Below are 17,176 nucleotides of genomic sequence, written 5' to 3'. Positions count from 1 at the left end.
CCTACAGAGTTATTAATAATAGCGATAATTAAAGCAGAATTTCAGATTTAGTTGTCAATGACACATCAGAAAATTATTTAAAGTGTAATTGAAAAGTGAGTGGCATTGAGTCTTAAACGTAATGTTTAATTTTCTTCATCAAATCCGGCTTCAATTAAAGCGGAAATAGCGTTAAGTGCTGAGACTTCGTCTAAACCTTCAGCACTTACCATGATTTTTTGTCCTTGCGCAGAATCAAGCATTAAAAGTCCCATGACACTGTCAGCAGTGGCTGATACATCAGCATTACTCACGGTGATCACTGCGGTAAAGCTTTGTGCTAGTTCAACCAGTTTAATTGCCGCGCGTGCGTGTAAGCCGAGTCGGTTTTTAATAAATAATTCGCGTTGGACAGTCATTGTTTTTCTTCTAATGTGCGGTGACGAACTTGGACTTGTTGACCGTGGTGTTCAAAGTAGTCAGCAAGAGATTGCGCAATATAGACAGAACGATGTTGGCCGCCAGTACAACCAATGGCTACCGTGACATAGCTGCGGTTGTTTTTTTCAAGCATTGGGAGCCAACTTTCTATGAAATTACGAATTTGGTAATTAAGTTGATTCACTTCACTTTGGCTGGAAAGAAAATCTTTTACTTCTTGATCTAGCCCTGTTTGGGGTTTGAGTTCAGGTACCCAATGAGGATTGGGTAAAAAGCGAACATCAAATACATAATCGGCATCTGAAGGTAAACCATGCTTAAAGCCAAATGATTCAAAAACAAGAATCAGCTCTTTTGCTTCTCGACCTAATACGCGAGCACGAACGGTTTCACTTAAATCATGAATGGATTTATTTGTGGTATCGATAACTAAATCAGCGTGCTCTTTTAAATCACCTAATATGGCACTTTCAGAGGTAATCGCTTGCTCTAGAGTCATATTTTGCCGAGATAAAGGATGTAAGCGACGAGTTTCGCTATAACGTTTAACTAACTCTTTATCATCAGCATCGAGAAAAACAACGTTAACATCAACATCGTTCTCAAGTGATTTGAGAATACGCTGTATTTCACCTGGCTGCTGAGGCATGTTACGTACATCAATACTGACTGCTATATCTTGCTCAGTATGGGCAATGTCTTTGACAAATTGCGGCAGTAGAGTAACAGGTAGATTATCGACACAGTAATAGCCGAGATCTTCAAGCACACGTAAGGCGACAGATTTTCCTGAACCAGAACGGCCACTTACAACCATTAACATCATGGTTTATTTACCTCGGTAATTGGGATATGGAGTAAAAGTTCACGATTCATCGGTAAGGATATGATACAGCTCTTGATCGCTAGTTGCATGACGCAGTTGTTTACATACTTGCTTGTTACCTAGCTTTTCAGCCATGCTTGCAAGCGTTTTTAAATGCTCTTTACATTGTTCTTCTGGTACAAACAGCGCAAACAGAAGATCAACGGGCTGATTATCAATTGCGTCAAAATCAATCGGTTCTTGGCATTGAATCAGTACGGCAATGGCTTGATCGCTATTACTGATACGTCCGTGAGGGATCGCAATACCATTACCAATACCTGTAGTCCCCATCTTTTCACGATTGAGCATACATTCGAATAGTGGCTGTGGGTTTTGATCGAGATGAGCGGCAGCTATCTCACTAATGAGTTCTAGCGCGCGTTTTTTGCTGGAGCAAGGGACTGCACTTTTAGTGCAGTCCAGGCTCAATACATGACTAAGTTGCATAGTTAGTGGCTGTTGAGCTTATCTTTGTGTTTGTTTAATTGACGGACGAGTTTATCAGTCAATTCATCAATCGCAGCATACATATTTTCAGAATCCGCTTTTGCGTGGATTTCCCCTGCGTTAATATGTAGCGTAGCTTCAGCGATCTGTTGAAGCTTTTCAACATTAAGTATTACTTGGACATTGTTTATTTTATCGAAGAAGCGCTCAAGTTTTTCAAACTTGGTCGTGACATACTCACGAAGAGAATCGGTTACATCAACATGGTGCCCTGTAATATTGATTTGCATAGACATCTTCCTTTTGTTGGATCTGACCTGTTAATCTAGATCAGACGTTTTCGCTGGTTCGACGGCGGAATACCTAAGGATTCACGGTACTTAGCGATAGTCCGCCTTGCTACCATAATGCCTTGCTCGGCTAGTAGTGTCGCAATTTTGCTGTCACTTAATGGCTTCGCTTGGTTTTCTGCTGCAACAAGTTTCTTCACCAGTGCGCGGATGGCAGTAGACGAACATTCGCCACCATTATCCGTACTGACATGACTTGAGAAGAAGTATTTCAATTCAAAAATACCTCGAGGTGTATGCATATATTTTTGCGTTGTGACTCGAGATATGGTGGATTCATGCATTTCTACGGCAAGGGCGATGTCATTTAATACCATGGGTTTCATCGCTTCTTCGCCATATTCAAAGAAGTCTTGCTGATGTTCGACAATGCAGCGAGCAACTTTGAGTAATGTTTCATTTCGACTTTCTAAACTTTTGATCAGCCATTTAGCATCTTGCAGGTGAGTACGAATAAATTGGCTATCTGCACTATTGCGGGTATTTTTGCTTAATGCTGCGTATTGTTCATTGACTTTAATACGTGGCACGCTGTCAGGGTTGATAGTGACTACCCATTTGCCGTGATCTTTAAACACAGAGACATCTGGTACCACATATTCGGTGTCTGAATGAATAACACGATTGCCTGGACGCGGATCGAGCGAATGGATCAACGCCATTACGGCTTTTAAATCGGCTTCTTTTAGTTTGGTTTCACGCATCAGTTGTCGATAATCACGATTGCCTAAAAGAGCAATATGATCAGACAGTAGCATTTTGGCTTCAGTGAGCCACTGGGTCTCTTTTGGGTAGGTAGCCAGTTGCAATAACAAGCATTCTTGCAAATTACGAGAAGCGACACCGAGAGGGTCAAATTGTTGTACGCGTTTTAATACCGCTTCAACTTCATCTAGCTCAAGTTCATCATCATCAAAACTCTCTAGAATATCTTCTGCAGAGCAGGATAAATATCCTTTTTCATCAACAGCATCAATGATAGCTGTTGCAATGGCAAGATCAGTTTCACTAAATGGGGTTAGCTGAACTTGCCACATTAGGTAGTCTTGCAACGATTCCGTGGTTTCCCCTTGATAGGCAGGAATATCATCGTCAAGTGCAATGCCTGTACTGCCTGTTCCTGCGCTATAAACATCATCCCAAGTCGTATCGACGGGGAGTTCTTCTGGCATTTCATTGGTATCGATAACATCGGCGGTGTCAAAGCTTTCAATATCATCAATATTGTCAGAGGCATCGTCTGTTGAAGATTCTGTCGCAGCTTTATCATCGTTTGTCGAAAGATCTTCATTTTCTTCCAGCTCTAGCAATGGATTTCCATCTAGGGCTTCTTGAATTTCCTGTTGGAGATCCAAAGTAGATAACTGCAGCAGGCGAATAGCTTGCTGTAGCTGCGGCGTCATAGCCAGTTGTTGGCCTAGCTTAAGCTGGAGCGAAGTTTTCATTAACGTAGATATACCTTGTCGTTATTATTTTTATGCTGTGGCTTTTTCTTCAATAGCAGACCTATGTAATGTGTTATAAGCGGAATTGGTCACCTAAGTACACGCGCTTAACATGCTCATCGTTGAGAACATGTTCAGGTGTACCGTTAGCGATTAACTGTCCTTGACTTACGATATACGCATGCTCACAGACATCAAGTGTTTCCCTTACATTATGGTCTGTTATTAAGACGCCAAGCCCACGATCACGTAAATGTTCAATGATCTTTTTGATGTCGATCACAGAGATGGGGTCAACACCAGCAAATGGCTCATCAAGTAAAATAAATTTAGGGTTTGCGGCTAATGCTCGTGCAATTTCAACACGGCGTCGCTCACCACCAGATAATGATTGGCCAAGACTGTTACGGATATGCTGGATGTTAAACTCATCCAATAAATCTTCTGCTTTGTCTTGGCGCTCTTCTTTCGTTAATTCTTTGCGCGTCTGGAGTACCGCCATCAAGTTATCATAAACGCTTAAGCGGCGGAAAATCGATGCTTCTTGAGGTAAATAACCGATACCCATACGTGAACGGTTATGCATGGGCTGTAGGCTGATATCGTCACCATCAATGGTGATCACACCTTCATCTCGTGCAACTAAACCTACAATCATATAAAACGATGTCGTTTTACCTGCCCCGTTAGGTCCTAATAGACCGACGATTTTTCCAGATTCAACCTCAAGGCTAACATCAGAAACAACTTTACGTCCGTTATAGCTTTTTGCGAGGTGTTCTGCTTTTAGAATAGCCATAGATACTATTTATTTCTTGTTATTGTTCAATTGATTTGGTTGGATGACGGTAGTTACGCGCTCTTTGTCGCCACTTTTTGCAACCAAACGTTGTTCATCGATCTTATAAGTGATGACATTACCTTTGATTTCACTGCCATCTTGTATCAAGACTGCGTGATCCGTCATTTTCAAAAATTCTGTTTTTGTGTCATAGCGCATTTTTAATGCTTCGCCATCAATAGGCTTACCATCATCCATAATTTGATGGAAGGTGGCAGGGTTACCATAAGCAACAATAGTTTGCTCTTTGGCGTTGCTATTTGGGCGTGTTACAACAACTTTATCAGCATGAATATCAATTGTGCCCTGACGTAATCTTACATTGCCAGTAAAGGTTGCAATGTTATTTTTTACATCAAGTTCTTGGCTATTCGAGCTGATATTAATCGGTTGTTTAGTATCACTTTTTAATGCCCAAGACGATGTGCTAACACACAATAAGCATAGTAGAGCACTAGTTTTCAGTCGGTTCATATCTACTTTTCACATTTTTTAAGAGTTTAGCGACTTTACGTTTCATATTACCCGTCATACCTTCACCTTGATTTTGGAAGGCGGGGCCTATAATCATGACATGGTCTTGAGTATTAAAATCTTGAGTTTCAATATTCAATTGCAAGTTATCTGTTTTGATCACTTGGATATCTGAATCGGGTAATAAGTTAAACATACGAACATTGCCATGAAGATTCAGTACCTTATTTTTATCTAAGATAGCGGTATTGGAGCTGATCCGCCATTCTGCATTCTTACCTTCCTTAAATACCCACAATACAGGTTTTACAAAATCGGTCTCACCACTTTTTTCAAAGTATTCAAGATGATCTGAATCGATTTGATAACTACGAATACCTGTGGGGTCAAAGGTTGTATTACTGATATCGTTACCAATGAACATTGGCTTTTCATCATCAGGTTTTACTTGATGATCTTGTTGCCACTGTTGTTCAAGTTGGTTGTAGCCTAACCATGCACAAAATATTACCAGAAGTACATAGAGTAGCCTTTTTAAAGTCATAGACTTAAGCCTTTATCATGTTTCATTGTTCTAATTCGTTACGCGTTATACTGAGTATGCTACTACATCACGCCTGCTTTTAATAAATCATGCATGTTTAATGCACCAACCAGTTGAGCGTTTTCAGTCACAAGCAACCCATTGATTTTACGATCTTCCATTATTTTTAACCCTTCAGCTGCGAGCAGTTGAGGAGAAATGGTTTGCGGGTTACAAGACATCACATCACCGATACTCGTATTGTGGATATCAATATGGTTATCGAGTAAACGGCGTAAATCACCATCGGTAAATATCCCGCTAAGTTGTTGCTTATTATTAACGATAGCCGTCATGCCTAAGCCTTTTTTTGAGATTTCTAGCAAGGCATCTTTAATGCTGGCTGTTTCTTCAATAATAGGCAGCATTTTACCGGTATGCATGACATCCGCGATACGCATTAATAATTTTCGTCCAAGTGCTCCTCCTGGATGAGACAAAGCAAAATCATCTGCCGTAAATCCACGTGCTTCCATAACTGAAATTGCTAATGCATCACCCATCACAAGTGTTGCTGTCGTACTTGAGGTTGGTGCTAGATTTAATGGGCAAGCTTCTTTATCTACAGTGATCTGTAAGTTGATAACTGCCATTTTTGCCATACTGGACGTTGGCTTGCCTGTCATGCTGATCATGGGAATTCCCAATCGTTTAATAACAGGCAGTAACGCTAAAATTTCAGCTGCTTCGCCAGAGTTAGAAATTGCGATCACAACATCTTCTTGTTTGATCATGCCTAAATCACCATGGCTTGCTTCACCAGGATGTACGAAAAAGGCAGGTGTACCGGTACTCGCCAGTGTTGCTGCTAGTTTTCTACCAATATGACCCGATTTACCCATTCCCATCACAATGACTTTGCCTTGGCAATCGAGTACCAGCTGACAGGCTTTATTAAAGCTATCATTAATATATCGGCTGATGTTTTGTAATGCTTGAATTTCAATATCCAGCACTTTTTTGCCATGACTAGAAAAGTCAAAGGAGCGAGACATCTGATTATTCTCCATTATGCGGAAATATTTAAGAATAGGTAAGCTTGGTAAGCAATAAAGCACAGTACCAAAAGACCGCCTTCAACACGATTGATTCGACGGCGTTTACCTAATGCCATTAATAATAACAATACAGACAGTCCGAGCATGACATAAAAATCACGCCCCATCGCAAGAGGACTTAATACTGATGGGTTCAGCAGCCCAGGTATACCCATTACTGCTAAAATATTAAAGACATTGGAGCCGATGATATTACCTACCGCCATATCATCTTCACCCTTGTAAATACTCGCGATAGAAGCGGCAAGCTCAGGCAAACTGGTACCAACAGCAATGATCGTTAAACCAATCACTAAGTCACTCATACCGTAGTGTTTAGCAATAACTACGGCTGACTCTACTACCATATCAGATGAGTAAAGCAGTAAACCTAAACCAATAAAAACCCAGATAATGGCGGATGAGTTTTTAACGCCGGTTGGGATCTCAGCTTCTTGCTCTTCAGCAAGAGGATCGTTTTTGCTCGACTTGCTGATTTTTAACATCGCAAGTAAAAACAGGACAAAAAGCACGGCAAGAAAAGCGCCTTCCATTCGGCCTAAATAATTATCCCACAGTAAGAGGCCAGCAATAACGGTCACGCCTAACATTAGCGGTAATTCACGGCGAATAATGGTTGAACTGATTGACAGTGGCTTCAATATTGCCGTTATACCTAAGATCAGAGCAATATTGGCGATATTAGAACCAAGCACATTACCTACTGCTGTATCGGTTTTACCGGCAAGTGCTGCGGTCGCTGAAACCATCATTTCGGGTGCCGAAGAGCCCATTGCCAGTATTGTCATACCGATAACAAGTGGCGCAACACCAAAATTTTTAGCCAGTGCTGCAGCGCCATATACTAATCGATCGGCACTCCATACTAATAACACTAACCCTACACAGAGCAATACAATGGCTTCGAGCATTCTAATCCCTTTTAAAAATGGCACGTTAAAAACGAGTACAGTAAATCTAGCGTTGAATCGCTTTTGATATTAGGCCGTAATTTTGACGGTTAGCAAAGCAAAAGGGAAGTATAACAAATGACTAATTCTCTCTATTGTGAACATTTATGAGGGAAAATAACAATCACAATGAATTTATCATGATGGATTGTAAAGCCTTGCTATTTTTAGGAATGATACAAGTATTTGAATAGCGTTCAATTGTTAAGTTAAAATAATACAAGAAAAGGTTAATAAGAATCGTTATCCAAGTAGTTGGCGTTTAAAATAACAGCAATACGCCTTAACACTGTAACAATAGATGAGATATGAACCGACTAACTTGAGTTGATGTTTTATTCTCCTTATTATCCTTAGCTATAATGGTTTTCACGCGATGAATATGATTTTTCCTGTGGCTAAGTCATAATGTACTGATTTTTAATAATAATTAGTGTTTTTCATGAGGAATTACCAGTAATTAGAGGCGAATACGAAGCAATGGCTAAAAGCGATATACTGATTTCGATTAAAAACCTAACATTTTCTCGTGGAGAACGATTCATTTTTGATGATATTTCCCTTGATGTGCCACGAGGAAAAGTAACCGCAATTATGGGACCTTCGGGCATAGGTAAAACAACATTACTCCGTTTAATTGGTGGTCAAATTGTGCCAGATAACGGCGAAGTATGGTTTGATGAGTGGAATATCCCAACCTTAAAACGCAGTGATTTATATCAAGCTCGTAAACGAATGAGTATGTTGTTTCAATCGGGCGCGCTTTTTACTGATATGAACGTTTTCGACAATATTGCATTTCCGTTGCGGGAACATACCGATTTACCTGACGATTTATTGCGTAGTTTAGTGTTACTGAAATTAGAAGCAGTAGGGTTACGTGGTGCGGCGCAATTGATGCCGAATGAGTTATCTGGCGGTATGGCACGTCGAGCGGCCTTAGCTCGTGCCATTGCTCTTGATCCTGAATTAATGATGTATGACGAACCTTTTGTCGGACAAGATCCCATTACGATGGGCGTGTTAGTGCAATTAATCAGTAGTCTCAATAAAGCATTAGGTATGACATCTGTGGTTGTTTCTCATGATGTACCCGAAGTGATGAGTATCGCTGATCATGTTTACTTACTATCAGGTGGTAAAATTATTGGCAGCGGTAGCCCTCAAGAATTACGAGAAAATCCAGATCCTCGCGTACGTCAGTTCTTAGACGGTGATGCTGATGGCCCCGTTCCTTTTAAGTTTCCAGCGCAGCCATTAGAGCAAGATTTATTTGGTTAAGCGTTATTCACGATGCGTGTCATGCGCATCTGTTATTCGATGGATTACGAGCAAAAAATGATTGTTGATGCGATAGCTGATTTAGGGCGAAGTGGTATTGAAAAATGCCAAACAATGGGCCGAGCAACGTTAATGTTGTTTGGCGCATTGGTGAGTAAGCCTCAGCCAAGAAAAATGTTTCCGTTATTAATAAAGCAACTGTATTCAGTTGGTGTTTTATCAATAGCGATTATTCTTGTTTCAGGTTTGTTTATCGGCATGGTGCTGAGTTTACAAGGTTACCTTGTACTGGCTGACTTTGGTGCCGAAACGAGCTTAGGACAAATGGTTGCATTGTCTTTACTACGCGAATTAGGTCCGGTAGTGACAGCACTGTTGTTTGCTGGGCGAGCAGGATCTGCACTTACCGCTGAAATAGGTTTAATGAAAGCGACTGAACAGCTTTCAAGTATGGAAATGATGGCGGTTGATCCGCTGCGTCGAGTGATTGCACCACGTTTTTGGGCTGGTGTTATCTCAATGCCATTATTAGCACTGATGTTTAGTGTTGTAGGTTTATGGGGGGCGCAAATTGTTGGCGTTGATTGGAAAGGGATTGATTACGGTAGTTTCTGGTCGGTCATGCAATCGTCAGTGAACTTTAGTTATGACATAGGGAACAGCATTATTAAGGCTGTTGCTTTTGCTATAACGGTAACCTGGATTGCGGTATTTAATGGTTATGATGCCGTTCCTACTTCTGAAGGGATCAGCCGAGCAACGACACGAACAGTGGTGAATTCATCACTGGCGGTATTGGGCTTAGATTTTATTTTGACTGCACTGATGTTTGGTAGCTAATTCGTAAAGAAACCAACATGGTCTTAGTGTGACAAAACAAATTAAATGGATAAAAGCATGCAACAAAATAAACGTTTAGAACTGTGGGTTGGCATTTTTATGTTAGCCGGAATTGCAGCATTATTAGTATTAGCTTTCAAAGTTGCTAACCTACAAAGCTTTGGTAGTAATGAAAGTTACACATTAAAAGCCCATTTCGATAATATCGGTGGTTTAAAAGTCCGCTCTCCCGTGAAGGTCGGTGGTGTAACCGTTGGTGAAGTGACAGCTATTAACCTTGATAAAGAAACCTATATTCCGATGGTTACGTTATCGATTAACAAAAAATTTGGTTATTTCCCTGAAACGAGCTCGGCTTCAATTTTAACATCTGGCCTTTTAGGTGAGCAGTATTTAGGTATTTCCCCTGGGTTCGTTGATGACGATGTCGAGATGCTACATAACGGCGATCTTATTGAAGACACGAAATCTGCGTTAGTATTAGAAGATATGATAGGCCAAGTGCTATATAGCATTGGCGGTGACAAAAAAGACTAGGAGCACCAATGAAATTTTTACGATGCCTAATGCTGGCTTTTCTTGCCCTACCGATGTTGGTGCAGGCTGCAACAATCGATCAGACCAATCCATACACGATGATGGATAAAGTTTCTGTTCAGTTATTTAAAACCTTAAAAGCAGAGCAGCCGAAGATCCAAGCCAATCCAGAAGAGTTACGTATTATTGTTAAAAAAGAGCTATTGCCTTATATCAATACACGTTATGCCGCTTATAAAGTGTTGGGTTCAAATTTAAAGAAAACTACCGCAGAGCAGCGTGATGCATTCACGGAAGCGTTCACTGAATATTTAGTAGCATCTTATGCTCAGGTGTTAACGCAGTATACTGATCAGAAAATTCAGATTGAGCCTGCCAAAGCGGTTCCCGCAGATCGTAGTATCGTGTCAGTACGCGTTGATATTGTCGATAATCAACGCCCACCTATTCGTCTTGATTTTAAGCTACGTTTAAATAAAAAGACAAAAGAATGGCAAGGATTTGACATGGTTGCTGAAGGAGTCAGTATGATTTCGACTAAGCAAAGTGAGTGGAGTGGTGAGCTTCGCACGAAGGGAATCGATGCGGTAACGCAAAACCTACGCGATCTTGCTGCTAAGCCAATTCAGATCGAGAAAAAATGATCATGTCTGAGGATAGGATCAAATGGCAAGCTCTCGGTAATGACCAATATTGCTTGTCAGGTTGTTTAGAACGTGACACAGTGCCAGCTTTTTGGCGACGTAGAAACGAGTGGGTACCTGATTCAAACAAGGTCTTGCTCGATCTAGGTGGTTTGAGTCGAGTCGACTCAGCTGGCATGGTGATGTTATTGCATCTTCACCAGCAATTAAGCAGCGCAGGATGTGACTTCACCCTGCTTAATGTGCCCGAGCAGCTAAAAACATTGTTACGCTTGAGCCATGTTGAACCCATTTTAGCCGCTAGTATGCAGTGAGCTTTAGAGAGGATAGCTTGTGGAAATCTCCGAGATTAAACAAATTTTAGAAAACGCCTTAGATCTTGATGAAGTGATTGTTAAAGGTGAAGGTAGTCACTACGAAGTTATTGCAGTGAGTACGATTTTTGACGGCATGAGCCGAGTGAAAAAACAACAAACTATTTATGGTCCGTTAATGGATCGAATTGCAGCAAACGACATTCACGCATTAAGTATCAAAACGTATACACCTGAAGAATGGATGCGTGATAAAAAGCTAATGTCGTTATAACGAGGTAAACGATGCAGAAGTTTCGTATTCAGGGCGGTGGTCCACTAAGCGGTGAAGTGTCAATTTCTGGCGCTAAGAATGCAGCATTGCCGATTTTATTCGCCGCTTTGCTTGCTGAAGAGCCTGTAGAAATTGCAAATGTTCCAAAATTACGTGATATCGATACGACAATGGAACTCCTTTCTCGTTTAGGCGTAAAAGTATCACGTAATGGCTCAGTTCATATCGATGCAAGTGATGTGAATGAGTTTTGTGCTCCTTACGATTTAGTGAAAACGATGCGTGCTTCTATCTGGGCACTTGGCCCATTGGTTGCTCGTTTTGGTCAAGGTCAGGTTTCACTACCTGGCGGTTGTGCGATAGGCGCGCGCCCTGTTGATCTTCATATTGTAGGTTTAGAGCAATTAGGCGCAACAATCACGCTTGATGAAGGCTACGTGAAAGCGAGTGTTGATGGTCGCCTGAAGGGCGCACATATCGTGATGGATAAAGTCAGTGTTGGTGCAACAGTAACGATTATGTCAGCAGCAACATTGGCTGAAGGCACAACGGTTATTGAAAATGCAGCACGTGAGCCTGAAATTGAAGATACAGCTGCATTTCTAAATGCACTTGGCGCAAAAATTTCAGGTGCAGGTACTGCAACCATTACCATTGAAGGCGTTGAGCGTCTTGGTGGTGGTTACCACGAAGTGGTTGCTGACCGTATTGAAACGGGAACTTTCCTTGTTGCTGCTGCTGTTTCTGGTGGCAAGATTATGTGTCGTAATACCAAGCCTGAATTAATGGAAGCGGTATTAGCAAAGCTTGAAGAAGCAGGCGCTTTGGTTGAAACGGGTGAAGACTGGATCAGCCTTGACATGACAGGACGTGAGCTTAAAGCGGTCAATATCCGTACCGCGCCACATCCAGGTTTCCCAACAGACATGCAAGCGCAATTCTCACTACTGAACCTCATTGCCAAAGGCACAGGTATTATTACTGAAACGATTTTTGAAAACCGTTTCATGCATATTCCTGAGTTAATTCGTATGGGGGCTCATGCTGAGATTGAAGGTAACACTGTTATTTGTGGTGATACTGCAGGCTTAAGCGGTGCTCAAGTGATGGCAACAGATTTACGTGCATCAGCAAGCCTTGTGATTGCAGGTAGCATTGCGAAAGGTGAGACGATTGTTGATCGTATTTACCATATCGACCGTGGTTACGAGTTTATCGAGCAGAAGTTTAGCGCATTAGGTATGAACATCGAACGTATCTAAGATGTCTTATTTTTAAATAAGAAATGTCTAAACAAAAAAACGCCTCACATGTGAGGCGTTTTTTTATATTTGTTATGTGTAATTATCGCATCGGTTTATTCTCAGAGGCCGGGCGATTAGCCACCGTTACAGGAATGATCATGGGTTTACCATCACGTAGAATTTTTACATTCACATGCGTACCTGGGCGGATATCAGTAACAATATCTCTAACGCTTTGTACATTCGTGACTTGTTTACCTGCAATCTCGACCACGATATCATTTTTTTGAAAGCCAGCTTTTGACGCAGGGCCGTTAGGATCCATACCTTCTACGATAATGCCATTTACCTGATTGGCATCATACAGTCTTGCCATAACAGGGTTAATCTCACGCCCTTGAATACCAATCCAACCACGGATAACACGCCCATCAGCGATCAGCTTATTCATAATTTTGATGGTTAGTTGGTAAGGGATAGCAAATGAAATACCGTAGGTTTCAATATTCGTTGCTTGTTGGAAAGAAGCGGTATTAATACCAACGAGCTCTCCACGGGTATTGACTAATGCCCCACCTGAGTTACCACGGTTAATCGCGGCATCTGTTTGGAGAAAATCTTGTGGGCCATAAAAGCTCATGCCTGAACGCCCTGTTGCTGAAATAATACCAAAGGTTGTTGTTTGACCTAGATTATAGGGATTACCTATGGCAAGAACGACATCACCGACTGTCGCTTTGTAGTCTGGATTAACTGGGATCACGGGTAAATTATCAGCATTAATTTTCAAAACCGCGAGATCGGTTAATTGATCTAAGCCGATCAGTTGTGCGTTTAAAATGCGGCCATCTTGCAGTGCGACAATGACTTGATCCGCATTGGCGACAACGTGATAGTTCGTCACGATATAGCCTTTATCACTCATGATCACCCCCGAACCTAATCCTTGGGTGATTAACTCTGGCTCTGGTCGTGATTCATTATTTTCATAGCGACGGTTATAAATATTCACCACCGCAGGCGAAGCGCGTTTAACGGCGTAGTTAAATGATAAAGGGGCGGGCGCATCGTCTAATTGGGGTAAAGACACCGGTGATGATGGGCGCAAACTTGGTACAGCAACAAGTACAACACATGCTGTGATAAGGCCGAGCAAAATAGAACGACCAAGAAAAGCCAACATCAAGAGTCCTTAAAGTAATAAAGAGAGTGAGTGGCAAGAAGAATACCATTCATACTTAGAGAGACCAATAATAAAGTCAGAGCGCTGTTTCACCCTGACTTTATTTGAAGGTTAATGACAAACGTATTATTACCTAATGATCAGGTACAGGACGTTGTTTCCACGCTTGACTTCCATCGCAAGCACATCAGGTTTTGCTTCAAGTGCTTTACGAAGTTCACCGAGGTTATTTATCTTATTACGGTTAAGGCCAATAATAATGTCACCTTTTTTTAGCCCATAACGTGCAGCGATAGATCGCTCATCAAGCTTTGATACCTTAACCCCTTTGACTTTATCGCCAGCAACCGTATTGGTAAATTCAGCACCGGCTAGGCTAGGGTGGAGATTATCAGCCTTCACTTTGTTTTCACTCGCCGCTTTTAAGGTCACATTAACGGTTTGCTTTTTACCGTCGCGAATAATACCTAAAGTGAGTGCCTTGCCTGCGCCCATTGTCGCTATTTTCGCTCGTAACTCACCAAAGGTACGGATTGGGTTGCCGTTCACTTCGGTAATGATATCCCCCGCTTTCAGCCCTGCTTTTTCAGCAGAAGAGTCGGGCATGACTTGGTTAACAAATGCACCGTGGTTCGTTGAATACCCGAAGGTTTTAGCAAGCTCTGCGGTTAATTCTCCACCTTGAATCCCCAAAATCCCGCGTTTTACTTGACCAAATTCTAAGAGTTGATCAGTTAAGCTTTTCACCATATTGGAGGGAATAGCAAAGCCAATACCGACATTACCACCGTTAGGGCCTAAAATTGCGGTGTTAATACCAATTAACTCACCATTGAGATTAACTAATGCACCGCCTGAGTTACCACTGTTGATAGCAGCATCGGTTTGAATAAAGTTTTCAAAGTTTTCGACATTTAAGCCACTACGACCCAGTGCCGAGACAATTCCTGATGTTACCGTTTGACCTAAACCAAATGGGTTACCAATTGCGATAGCAAAATCACCGACACGTAACTTATCGGAGTTCGCCAGTTTTACTTCCGTTAAGTTTTCAGGTTTGTCTATCTGTAGTAATGCAATATCGGACATGCCATCACTACCAATAAGTTTGGCATCGATTTCGCGTCCATCAGAAAGTTGGACACTGATTTCATCTGCGCCATCAATAACATGATGGTTAGTGACGATATAGCCTTTCTTTGCATCAACAATAACCCCAGAGCCTAAACCTCTAAATGGACGCTCTTGGACTTGCTCTGAAGGAAAGTCTGGACCAAAAAAATAACGGAAAGATTCAGGTAAACGCTGCTTAGAAACATGCTTACCTTCAACAGCAATACTCACAACCGCGGGGGTGACTTGCTCCAACATTGGTGCAAGGCTTGGTATAGGTTGGTTATTAACAGAGGTGGGTAATGCTGCAGTTGCAGTTACTGGGGTAAGAGCAGAACTGATACCTAATGCTAACGCAGTAAGAACAAGAAAAGGCTTTTTAATCATTATTGAGCTCCAGTTTACAAGTAAAATTAAGACCTATAAAAAGAAGTCAAAGTTCACTTTCACTCACTCTTATTACGAATAAACAACAAGTGAAAGTGAATAAATGTGACAGTTAACTCGCTTTTGGCTCGGCATGTAGTTGAGCTTTTTCTTCTTCTGTTACTGCGGTGTTTTCACCGTTAAATAATCCCGTCGCGCCATTGGCATAATCGCGCGGTGCTTGCTCAACACTCTCATCTTCTTTTGGCCCGTCTTTCACCGTTTCTAAACTCGTGATGCGTTTTGCAAAAGGATTATCTTGTGCTGGAAGGTTTGGCATTAACTCGGTAGAAGTCTTCGCCATATGCTCATAAAGTTTGCTGTAATCTTTAGCAACATTGTCGAGTAAATCAGCACTGCGAGCAAAATGATCAACGAGTTCTTGGCGGAACTGTTCGAGCTCGTACTTTGACTTATCAAGCTCTTTTTTGAGTGTTTTTTGCTGTTTTACACTTTTGTTTGTTAGACGAACGGCAAGAGCACCAACTAAGATCCCTGCTAAAAATATAATAATGGCCCAAGTCATGGTCATGAATAAACTCCTTGTGACTTATACGAATATTCGTGTATCAATGTTTATCAACGATGGCTGTCACGTTACTATACCGTGAGGTTAAGCGACATGATACTCAATAAATATGATGTAAGAGTCATGAAGTGGCTCTGCCTCTCATAATTAGAGATAACTCACGGATGTAACAGGTAAGGTTAGAATGACGCCACTAGAAAAATATCAACAAGATTTACAGAAAACGGATTTTTTTGCAGATCCAGCACAAGCCAATGCCGTTTCCCATCTTGATAATTTATATCATCGTATAATAGCGCCTAAACCTGAGCCTAAACTGTCTTTCATCCAACGTTATTTTAAATCTAATTCAACTCAAGCAGATATTGTGCCAGTGAAAGGATTATATTTTTGGGGCGGGGTAGGACGAGGGAAAACTTATCTTGTTGATACTTTTTATGACTGTTTACCATTGGAACGTAAAACGCGGATGCACTTTCATCGCTTTATGCATCGCGTGCATCAAGAATTAAAAACATTAGATGGTGTTGAAAATCCACTGGAACACGTTGCTGATAAATTTAAACAAGAAACAGATATTATTTGTTTTGATGAGTTTTTTGTTTCTGATATTACCGATGCAATGATTTTAGGTACCTTGCTTGAAGCGTTATTTAAGCGAGGAATTAGTTTAGTCGCAACATCGAATATTCCACCATCAGAGTTATATCGAAATGGTTTGCAACGTGCGAGATTTTTACCAGCTATCGCATTGATAGAACAGCATTGTGAGATAGTGAATGTTGATGCTGGGATTGATTATCGCTTGCGAACGTTAGAACAAGCTGAGATTTATCATTACCCATTAGATGAATGTGCAACAGAGAATTTAAAACGTTATTTCGAACAGTTAACCTCAGAGCCTCGTAATCAGCAAACAATGATCACAATTAATGCGCGGCAATTGATGGTACAGCGAGAGGCGGATGGTGTCGTGCAGTTCAGTTTTAACCAATTATGCCAAACGTCACGTAGTCAAAATGATTACATGGAAATAGCACAAATCTATCATACGGTTATTTTATCTGAAGTACCGCAAATTACAGAGCAGGAAGACGATGCTGCACGGCGCTTTATTGCCATGGTTGATGAGTTTTATGAGCGTAATGTCACTTTGATTATTTCTGCGGCAGTACCTCTTGAGCAACTTTATCAACAAGGACGATTAACTTTTGAATTTAAACGATGTTGCTCACGTTTAATCGAAATGCAAAGCCATGAATACTTAGCAAAGCCGCATTTAGCATAGAAATCGCGTTGTTAACGGTTATCGTATTTAACGATAATCAGGATTTATCGACTGCTTTTGCCTTAAA

General features: G+C 41.2%; 21 protein-coding genes. 8 read left to right on the top strand and 13 right to left on the bottom strand.

Going from position 1 to position 17,176, the window contains the following annotated elements:
- Positions 1-125: 125 nt before the first annotated feature.
- The 10 genes from C9J41_RS09670 to C9J41_RS09625 form a co-directional block, all read right to left on the bottom strand.
- Complete coding sequence (locus C9J41_RS09670) at positions 126-398, bottom strand: HPr family phosphocarrier protein (RefSeq protein ID WP_107206527.1); 273 nt, start codon at positions 396-398, stop codon at positions 126-128.
- The gene (gene rapZ, locus C9J41_RS09665) at positions 395-1,246 is read right to left on the bottom strand and encodes an RNase adapter RapZ (RefSeq protein ID WP_107260235.1); all 852 of its coding nucleotides are present in this window, start codon (positions 1,244-1,246) and stop codon (positions 395-397) included. Before rapZ ends, C9J41_RS09670 begins: the two co-directional genes overlap by 4 nt.
- Before the next feature lie 39 nt (positions 1,247-1,285).
- Positions 1,286-1,735, bottom strand: a complete 450-nt coding sequence (gene ptsN, locus C9J41_RS09660; protein ID WP_107206529.1) for a PTS IIA-like nitrogen regulatory protein PtsN — start codon at positions 1,733-1,735, stop codon at positions 1,286-1,288.
- 2 nt (positions 1,736-1,737) lie between these two features.
- Positions 1,738-2,025, bottom strand: coding sequence for a ribosome hibernation promoting factor (gene hpf, locus C9J41_RS09655; RefSeq protein WP_005371137.1), 288 nt, complete (start codon positions 2,023-2,025; stop codon positions 1,738-1,740).
- Positions 2,026-2,060: 35 nt separating this feature from the next.
- Positions 2,061-3,530: an RNA polymerase factor sigma-54 gene (locus C9J41_RS09650; RefSeq protein WP_107206530.1), complete on the bottom strand. Its 1,470-nt coding sequence runs from the start codon at positions 3,528-3,530 to the stop codon at positions 2,061-2,063.
- A 73-nt stretch (positions 3,531-3,603) separates the two neighbouring features.
- Entirely contained in the window at positions 3,604-4,329 is a 726-nt protein-coding gene (gene lptB / locus C9J41_RS09645; RefSeq protein ID WP_005371141.1) for an LPS export ABC transporter ATP-binding protein, read from the bottom strand.
- 9 nt (positions 4,330-4,338) lie between these two features.
- On the bottom strand, positions 4,339-4,845 hold the full coding sequence (gene lptA / locus C9J41_RS09640; RefSeq protein WP_107206531.1) for a lipopolysaccharide transport periplasmic protein LptA: 507 nt from the start codon (positions 4,843-4,845) through the stop codon (positions 4,339-4,341).
- Positions 4,826-5,389, bottom strand: coding sequence for an LPS export ABC transporter periplasmic protein LptC (gene lptC / locus C9J41_RS09635; RefSeq protein ID WP_107206532.1), 564 nt, complete (start codon positions 5,387-5,389; stop codon positions 4,826-4,828). The genes lptA and lptC overlap by 20 nt, the downstream gene beginning before the upstream one ends.
- A 62-nt stretch (positions 5,390-5,451) precedes the next feature.
- A complete protein-coding gene (locus C9J41_RS09630; protein WP_107206533.1) occupies positions 5,452-6,423 on the bottom strand; it encodes a KpsF/GutQ family sugar-phosphate isomerase in 972 nt (323 codons plus the stop codon).
- 14 nt (positions 6,424-6,437) lie between these two features.
- Positions 6,438-7,397: a calcium/sodium antiporter gene (locus C9J41_RS09625; protein WP_107260233.1), complete on the bottom strand. Its 960-nt coding sequence runs from the start codon at positions 7,395-7,397 to the stop codon at positions 6,438-6,440.
- Positions 7,398-7,916: 519 nt separating this feature from the next.
- Here C9J41_RS09625 and mlaF point away from each other — a divergent pair.
- The 7 genes from mlaF to murA are packed head-to-tail and all read left to right on the top strand — an operon-like array spanning position 7,917 to position 12,588.
- Positions 7,917-8,717, top strand: a complete 801-nt coding sequence (gene mlaF / locus C9J41_RS09620) for a phospholipid ABC transporter ATP-binding protein MlaF (protein ID WP_107206535.1) — start codon at positions 7,917-7,919, stop codon at positions 8,715-8,717.
- A 57-nt stretch (positions 8,718-8,774) separates the two neighbouring features.
- Positions 8,775-9,557 carry a lipid asymmetry maintenance ABC transporter permease subunit MlaE gene (mlaE, locus tag C9J41_RS09615; protein ID WP_107206646.1) on the top strand — a complete coding sequence of 261 codons (783 nt, stop codon included), beginning with the start codon at positions 8,775-8,777 and terminating at the stop codon, positions 9,555-9,557.
- A 57-nt stretch (positions 9,558-9,614) separates the two neighbouring features.
- Complete coding sequence (mlaD, locus tag C9J41_RS09610) at positions 9,615-10,094, top strand: outer membrane lipid asymmetry maintenance protein MlaD (protein WP_005371156.1); 480 nt, start codon at positions 9,615-9,617, stop codon at positions 10,092-10,094.
- A gap of 8 nt (positions 10,095-10,102) precedes the next feature.
- On the top strand, positions 10,103-10,738 hold the full coding sequence (gene mlaC / locus C9J41_RS09605; RefSeq protein WP_107206536.1) for a phospholipid-binding protein MlaC: 636 nt from the start codon (positions 10,103-10,105) through the stop codon (positions 10,736-10,738).
- A complete protein-coding gene (locus tag C9J41_RS09600) occupies positions 10,735-11,052 on the top strand; it encodes a lipid asymmetry maintenance protein MlaB (RefSeq protein WP_199187038.1) in 318 nt (105 codons plus the stop codon). Before mlaC ends, C9J41_RS09600 begins: the two co-directional genes overlap by 4 nt.
- A gap of 19 nt (positions 11,053-11,071) precedes the next feature.
- Positions 11,072-11,326 carry a BolA family iron metabolism protein IbaG gene (ibaG, locus tag C9J41_RS09595; protein ID WP_005371165.1) on the top strand — a complete coding sequence of 85 codons (255 nt, stop codon included), beginning with the start codon at positions 11,072-11,074 and terminating at the stop codon, positions 11,324-11,326.
- A gap of 11 nt (positions 11,327-11,337) precedes the next feature.
- Positions 11,338-12,588, top strand: coding sequence for a UDP-N-acetylglucosamine 1-carboxyvinyltransferase (murA, locus tag C9J41_RS09590; RefSeq protein WP_105061019.1), 1,251 nt, complete (start codon positions 11,338-11,340; stop codon positions 12,586-12,588).
- Positions 12,589-12,670: 82 nt separating this feature from the next.
- On the opposite strand, the gene degS is transcribed toward murA, so the two are convergent.
- The 3 genes from degS to zapG all read right to left on the bottom strand — a co-directional run bounded on the left by degS (position 12,671) and on the right by zapG (position 15,824).
- Positions 12,671-13,753 carry an outer membrane-stress sensor serine endopeptidase DegS gene (gene degS, locus C9J41_RS09585; RefSeq protein WP_107206537.1) on the bottom strand — a complete coding sequence of 361 codons (1,083 nt, stop codon included), beginning with the start codon at positions 13,751-13,753 and terminating at the stop codon, positions 12,671-12,673.
- 129 nt (positions 13,754-13,882) lie between these two features.
- Positions 13,883-15,253 carry a Do family serine endopeptidase gene (locus C9J41_RS09580; protein ID WP_107206538.1) on the bottom strand — a complete coding sequence of 457 codons (1,371 nt, stop codon included), beginning with the start codon at positions 15,251-15,253 and terminating at the stop codon, positions 13,883-13,885.
- Positions 15,254-15,365: 112 nt separating this feature from the next.
- Positions 15,366-15,824, bottom strand: coding sequence for a Z-ring associated protein ZapG (gene zapG, locus C9J41_RS09575; protein WP_107206539.1), 459 nt, complete (start codon positions 15,822-15,824; stop codon positions 15,366-15,368).
- Positions 15,825-16,005: 181 nt separating this feature from the next.
- Between zapG and zapE the strand changes: the two genes are divergently transcribed.
- Entirely contained in the window at positions 16,006-17,109 is a 1,104-nt protein-coding gene (gene zapE / locus C9J41_RS09570; RefSeq protein WP_107246318.1) for a cell division protein ZapE, read from the top strand.
- Positions 17,110-17,176: the final 67 nt, after the last annotated feature.

The sequence above is a fragment of the Photobacterium sp. GB-50 genome (assembly GCF_003026755.1).
GTDB lineage: Bacteria > Pseudomonadota > Gammaproteobacteria > Enterobacterales > Vibrionaceae > Photobacterium.
Note: the sequence above shows the minus strand (reverse complement) of the source record. Positions and strands in the feature narration are given on the sequence as shown.

What these genes read in the sequence shown, in the direction of transcription:
- C9J41_RS09670 (WP_107206527.1), bottom strand. Translation starts at nt 398, where the DNA reads ATGACTGTCCAACGCGAATTATTTATTAAAAACCGACTCGGCTTACAC.
- rapZ (WP_107260235.1), bottom strand. Translation starts at nt 1,246, where the DNA reads ATGATGTTAATGGTTGTAAGTGGCCGTTCTGGTTCAGGAAAATCTGTC.
- ptsN (WP_107206529.1), bottom strand. Translation starts at nt 1,735, where the DNA reads ATGCAACTTAGTCATGTATTGAGCCTGGACTGCACTAAAAGTGCAGTC.
- hpf (WP_005371137.1), bottom strand. Translation starts at nt 2,025, where the DNA reads ATGCAAATCAATATTACAGGGCACCATGTTGATGTAACCGATTCTCTT.
- C9J41_RS09650 (WP_107206530.1), bottom strand. Translation starts at nt 3,530, where the DNA reads ATGAAAACTTCGCTCCAGCTTAAGCTAGGCCAACAACTGGCTATGACG.
- lptB (WP_005371141.1), bottom strand. Translation starts at nt 4,329, where the DNA reads ATGGCTATTCTAAAAGCAGAACACCTCGCAAAAAGCTATAACGGACGT.
- lptA (WP_107206531.1), bottom strand. Translation starts at nt 4,845, where the DNA reads ATGAACCGACTGAAAACTAGTGCTCTACTATGCTTATTGTGTGTTAGC.
- lptC (WP_107206532.1), bottom strand. Translation starts at nt 5,389, where the DNA reads ATGACTTTAAAAAGGCTACTCTATGTACTTCTGGTAATATTTTGTGCA.
- C9J41_RS09630 (WP_107206533.1), bottom strand. Translation starts at nt 6,423, where the DNA reads ATGTCTCGCTCCTTTGACTTTTCTAGTCATGGCAAAAAAGTGCTGGAT.
- C9J41_RS09625 (WP_107260233.1), bottom strand. Translation starts at nt 7,397, where the DNA reads ATGCTCGAAGCCATTGTATTGCTCTGTGTAGGGTTAGTGTTATTAGTA.
- mlaF (WP_107206535.1), top strand. Translation starts at nt 7,917, where the DNA reads ATGGCTAAAAGCGATATACTGATTTCGATTAAAAACCTAACATTTTCT.
- mlaE (WP_107206646.1), top strand. Translation starts at nt 8,775, where the DNA reads ATGATTGTTGATGCGATAGCTGATTTAGGGCGAAGTGGTATTGAAAAA.
- mlaD (WP_005371156.1), top strand. Translation starts at nt 9,615, where the DNA reads ATGCAACAAAATAAACGTTTAGAACTGTGGGTTGGCATTTTTATGTTA.
- mlaC (WP_107206536.1), top strand. Translation starts at nt 10,103, where the DNA reads ATGAAATTTTTACGATGCCTAATGCTGGCTTTTCTTGCCCTACCGATG.
- C9J41_RS09600 (WP_199187038.1), top strand. Translation starts at nt 10,735, where the DNA reads ATGATCATGTCTGAGGATAGGATCAAATGGCAAGCTCTCGGTAATGAC.
- murA (WP_105061019.1), top strand. Translation starts at nt 11,338, where the DNA reads ATGCAGAAGTTTCGTATTCAGGGCGGTGGTCCACTAAGCGGTGAAGTG.
- degS (WP_107206537.1), bottom strand. Translation starts at nt 13,753, where the DNA reads ATGTTGGCTTTTCTTGGTCGTTCTATTTTGCTCGGCCTTATCACAGCA.
- C9J41_RS09580 (WP_107206538.1), bottom strand. Translation starts at nt 15,253, where the DNA reads ATGATTAAAAAGCCTTTTCTTGTTCTTACTGCGTTAGCATTAGGTATC.
- zapG (WP_107206539.1), bottom strand. Translation starts at nt 15,824, where the DNA reads ATGACCATGACTTGGGCCATTATTATATTTTTAGCAGGGATCTTAGTT.
- zapE (WP_107246318.1), top strand. Translation starts at nt 16,006, where the DNA reads ATGACGCCACTAGAAAAATATCAACAAGATTTACAGAAAACGGATTTT.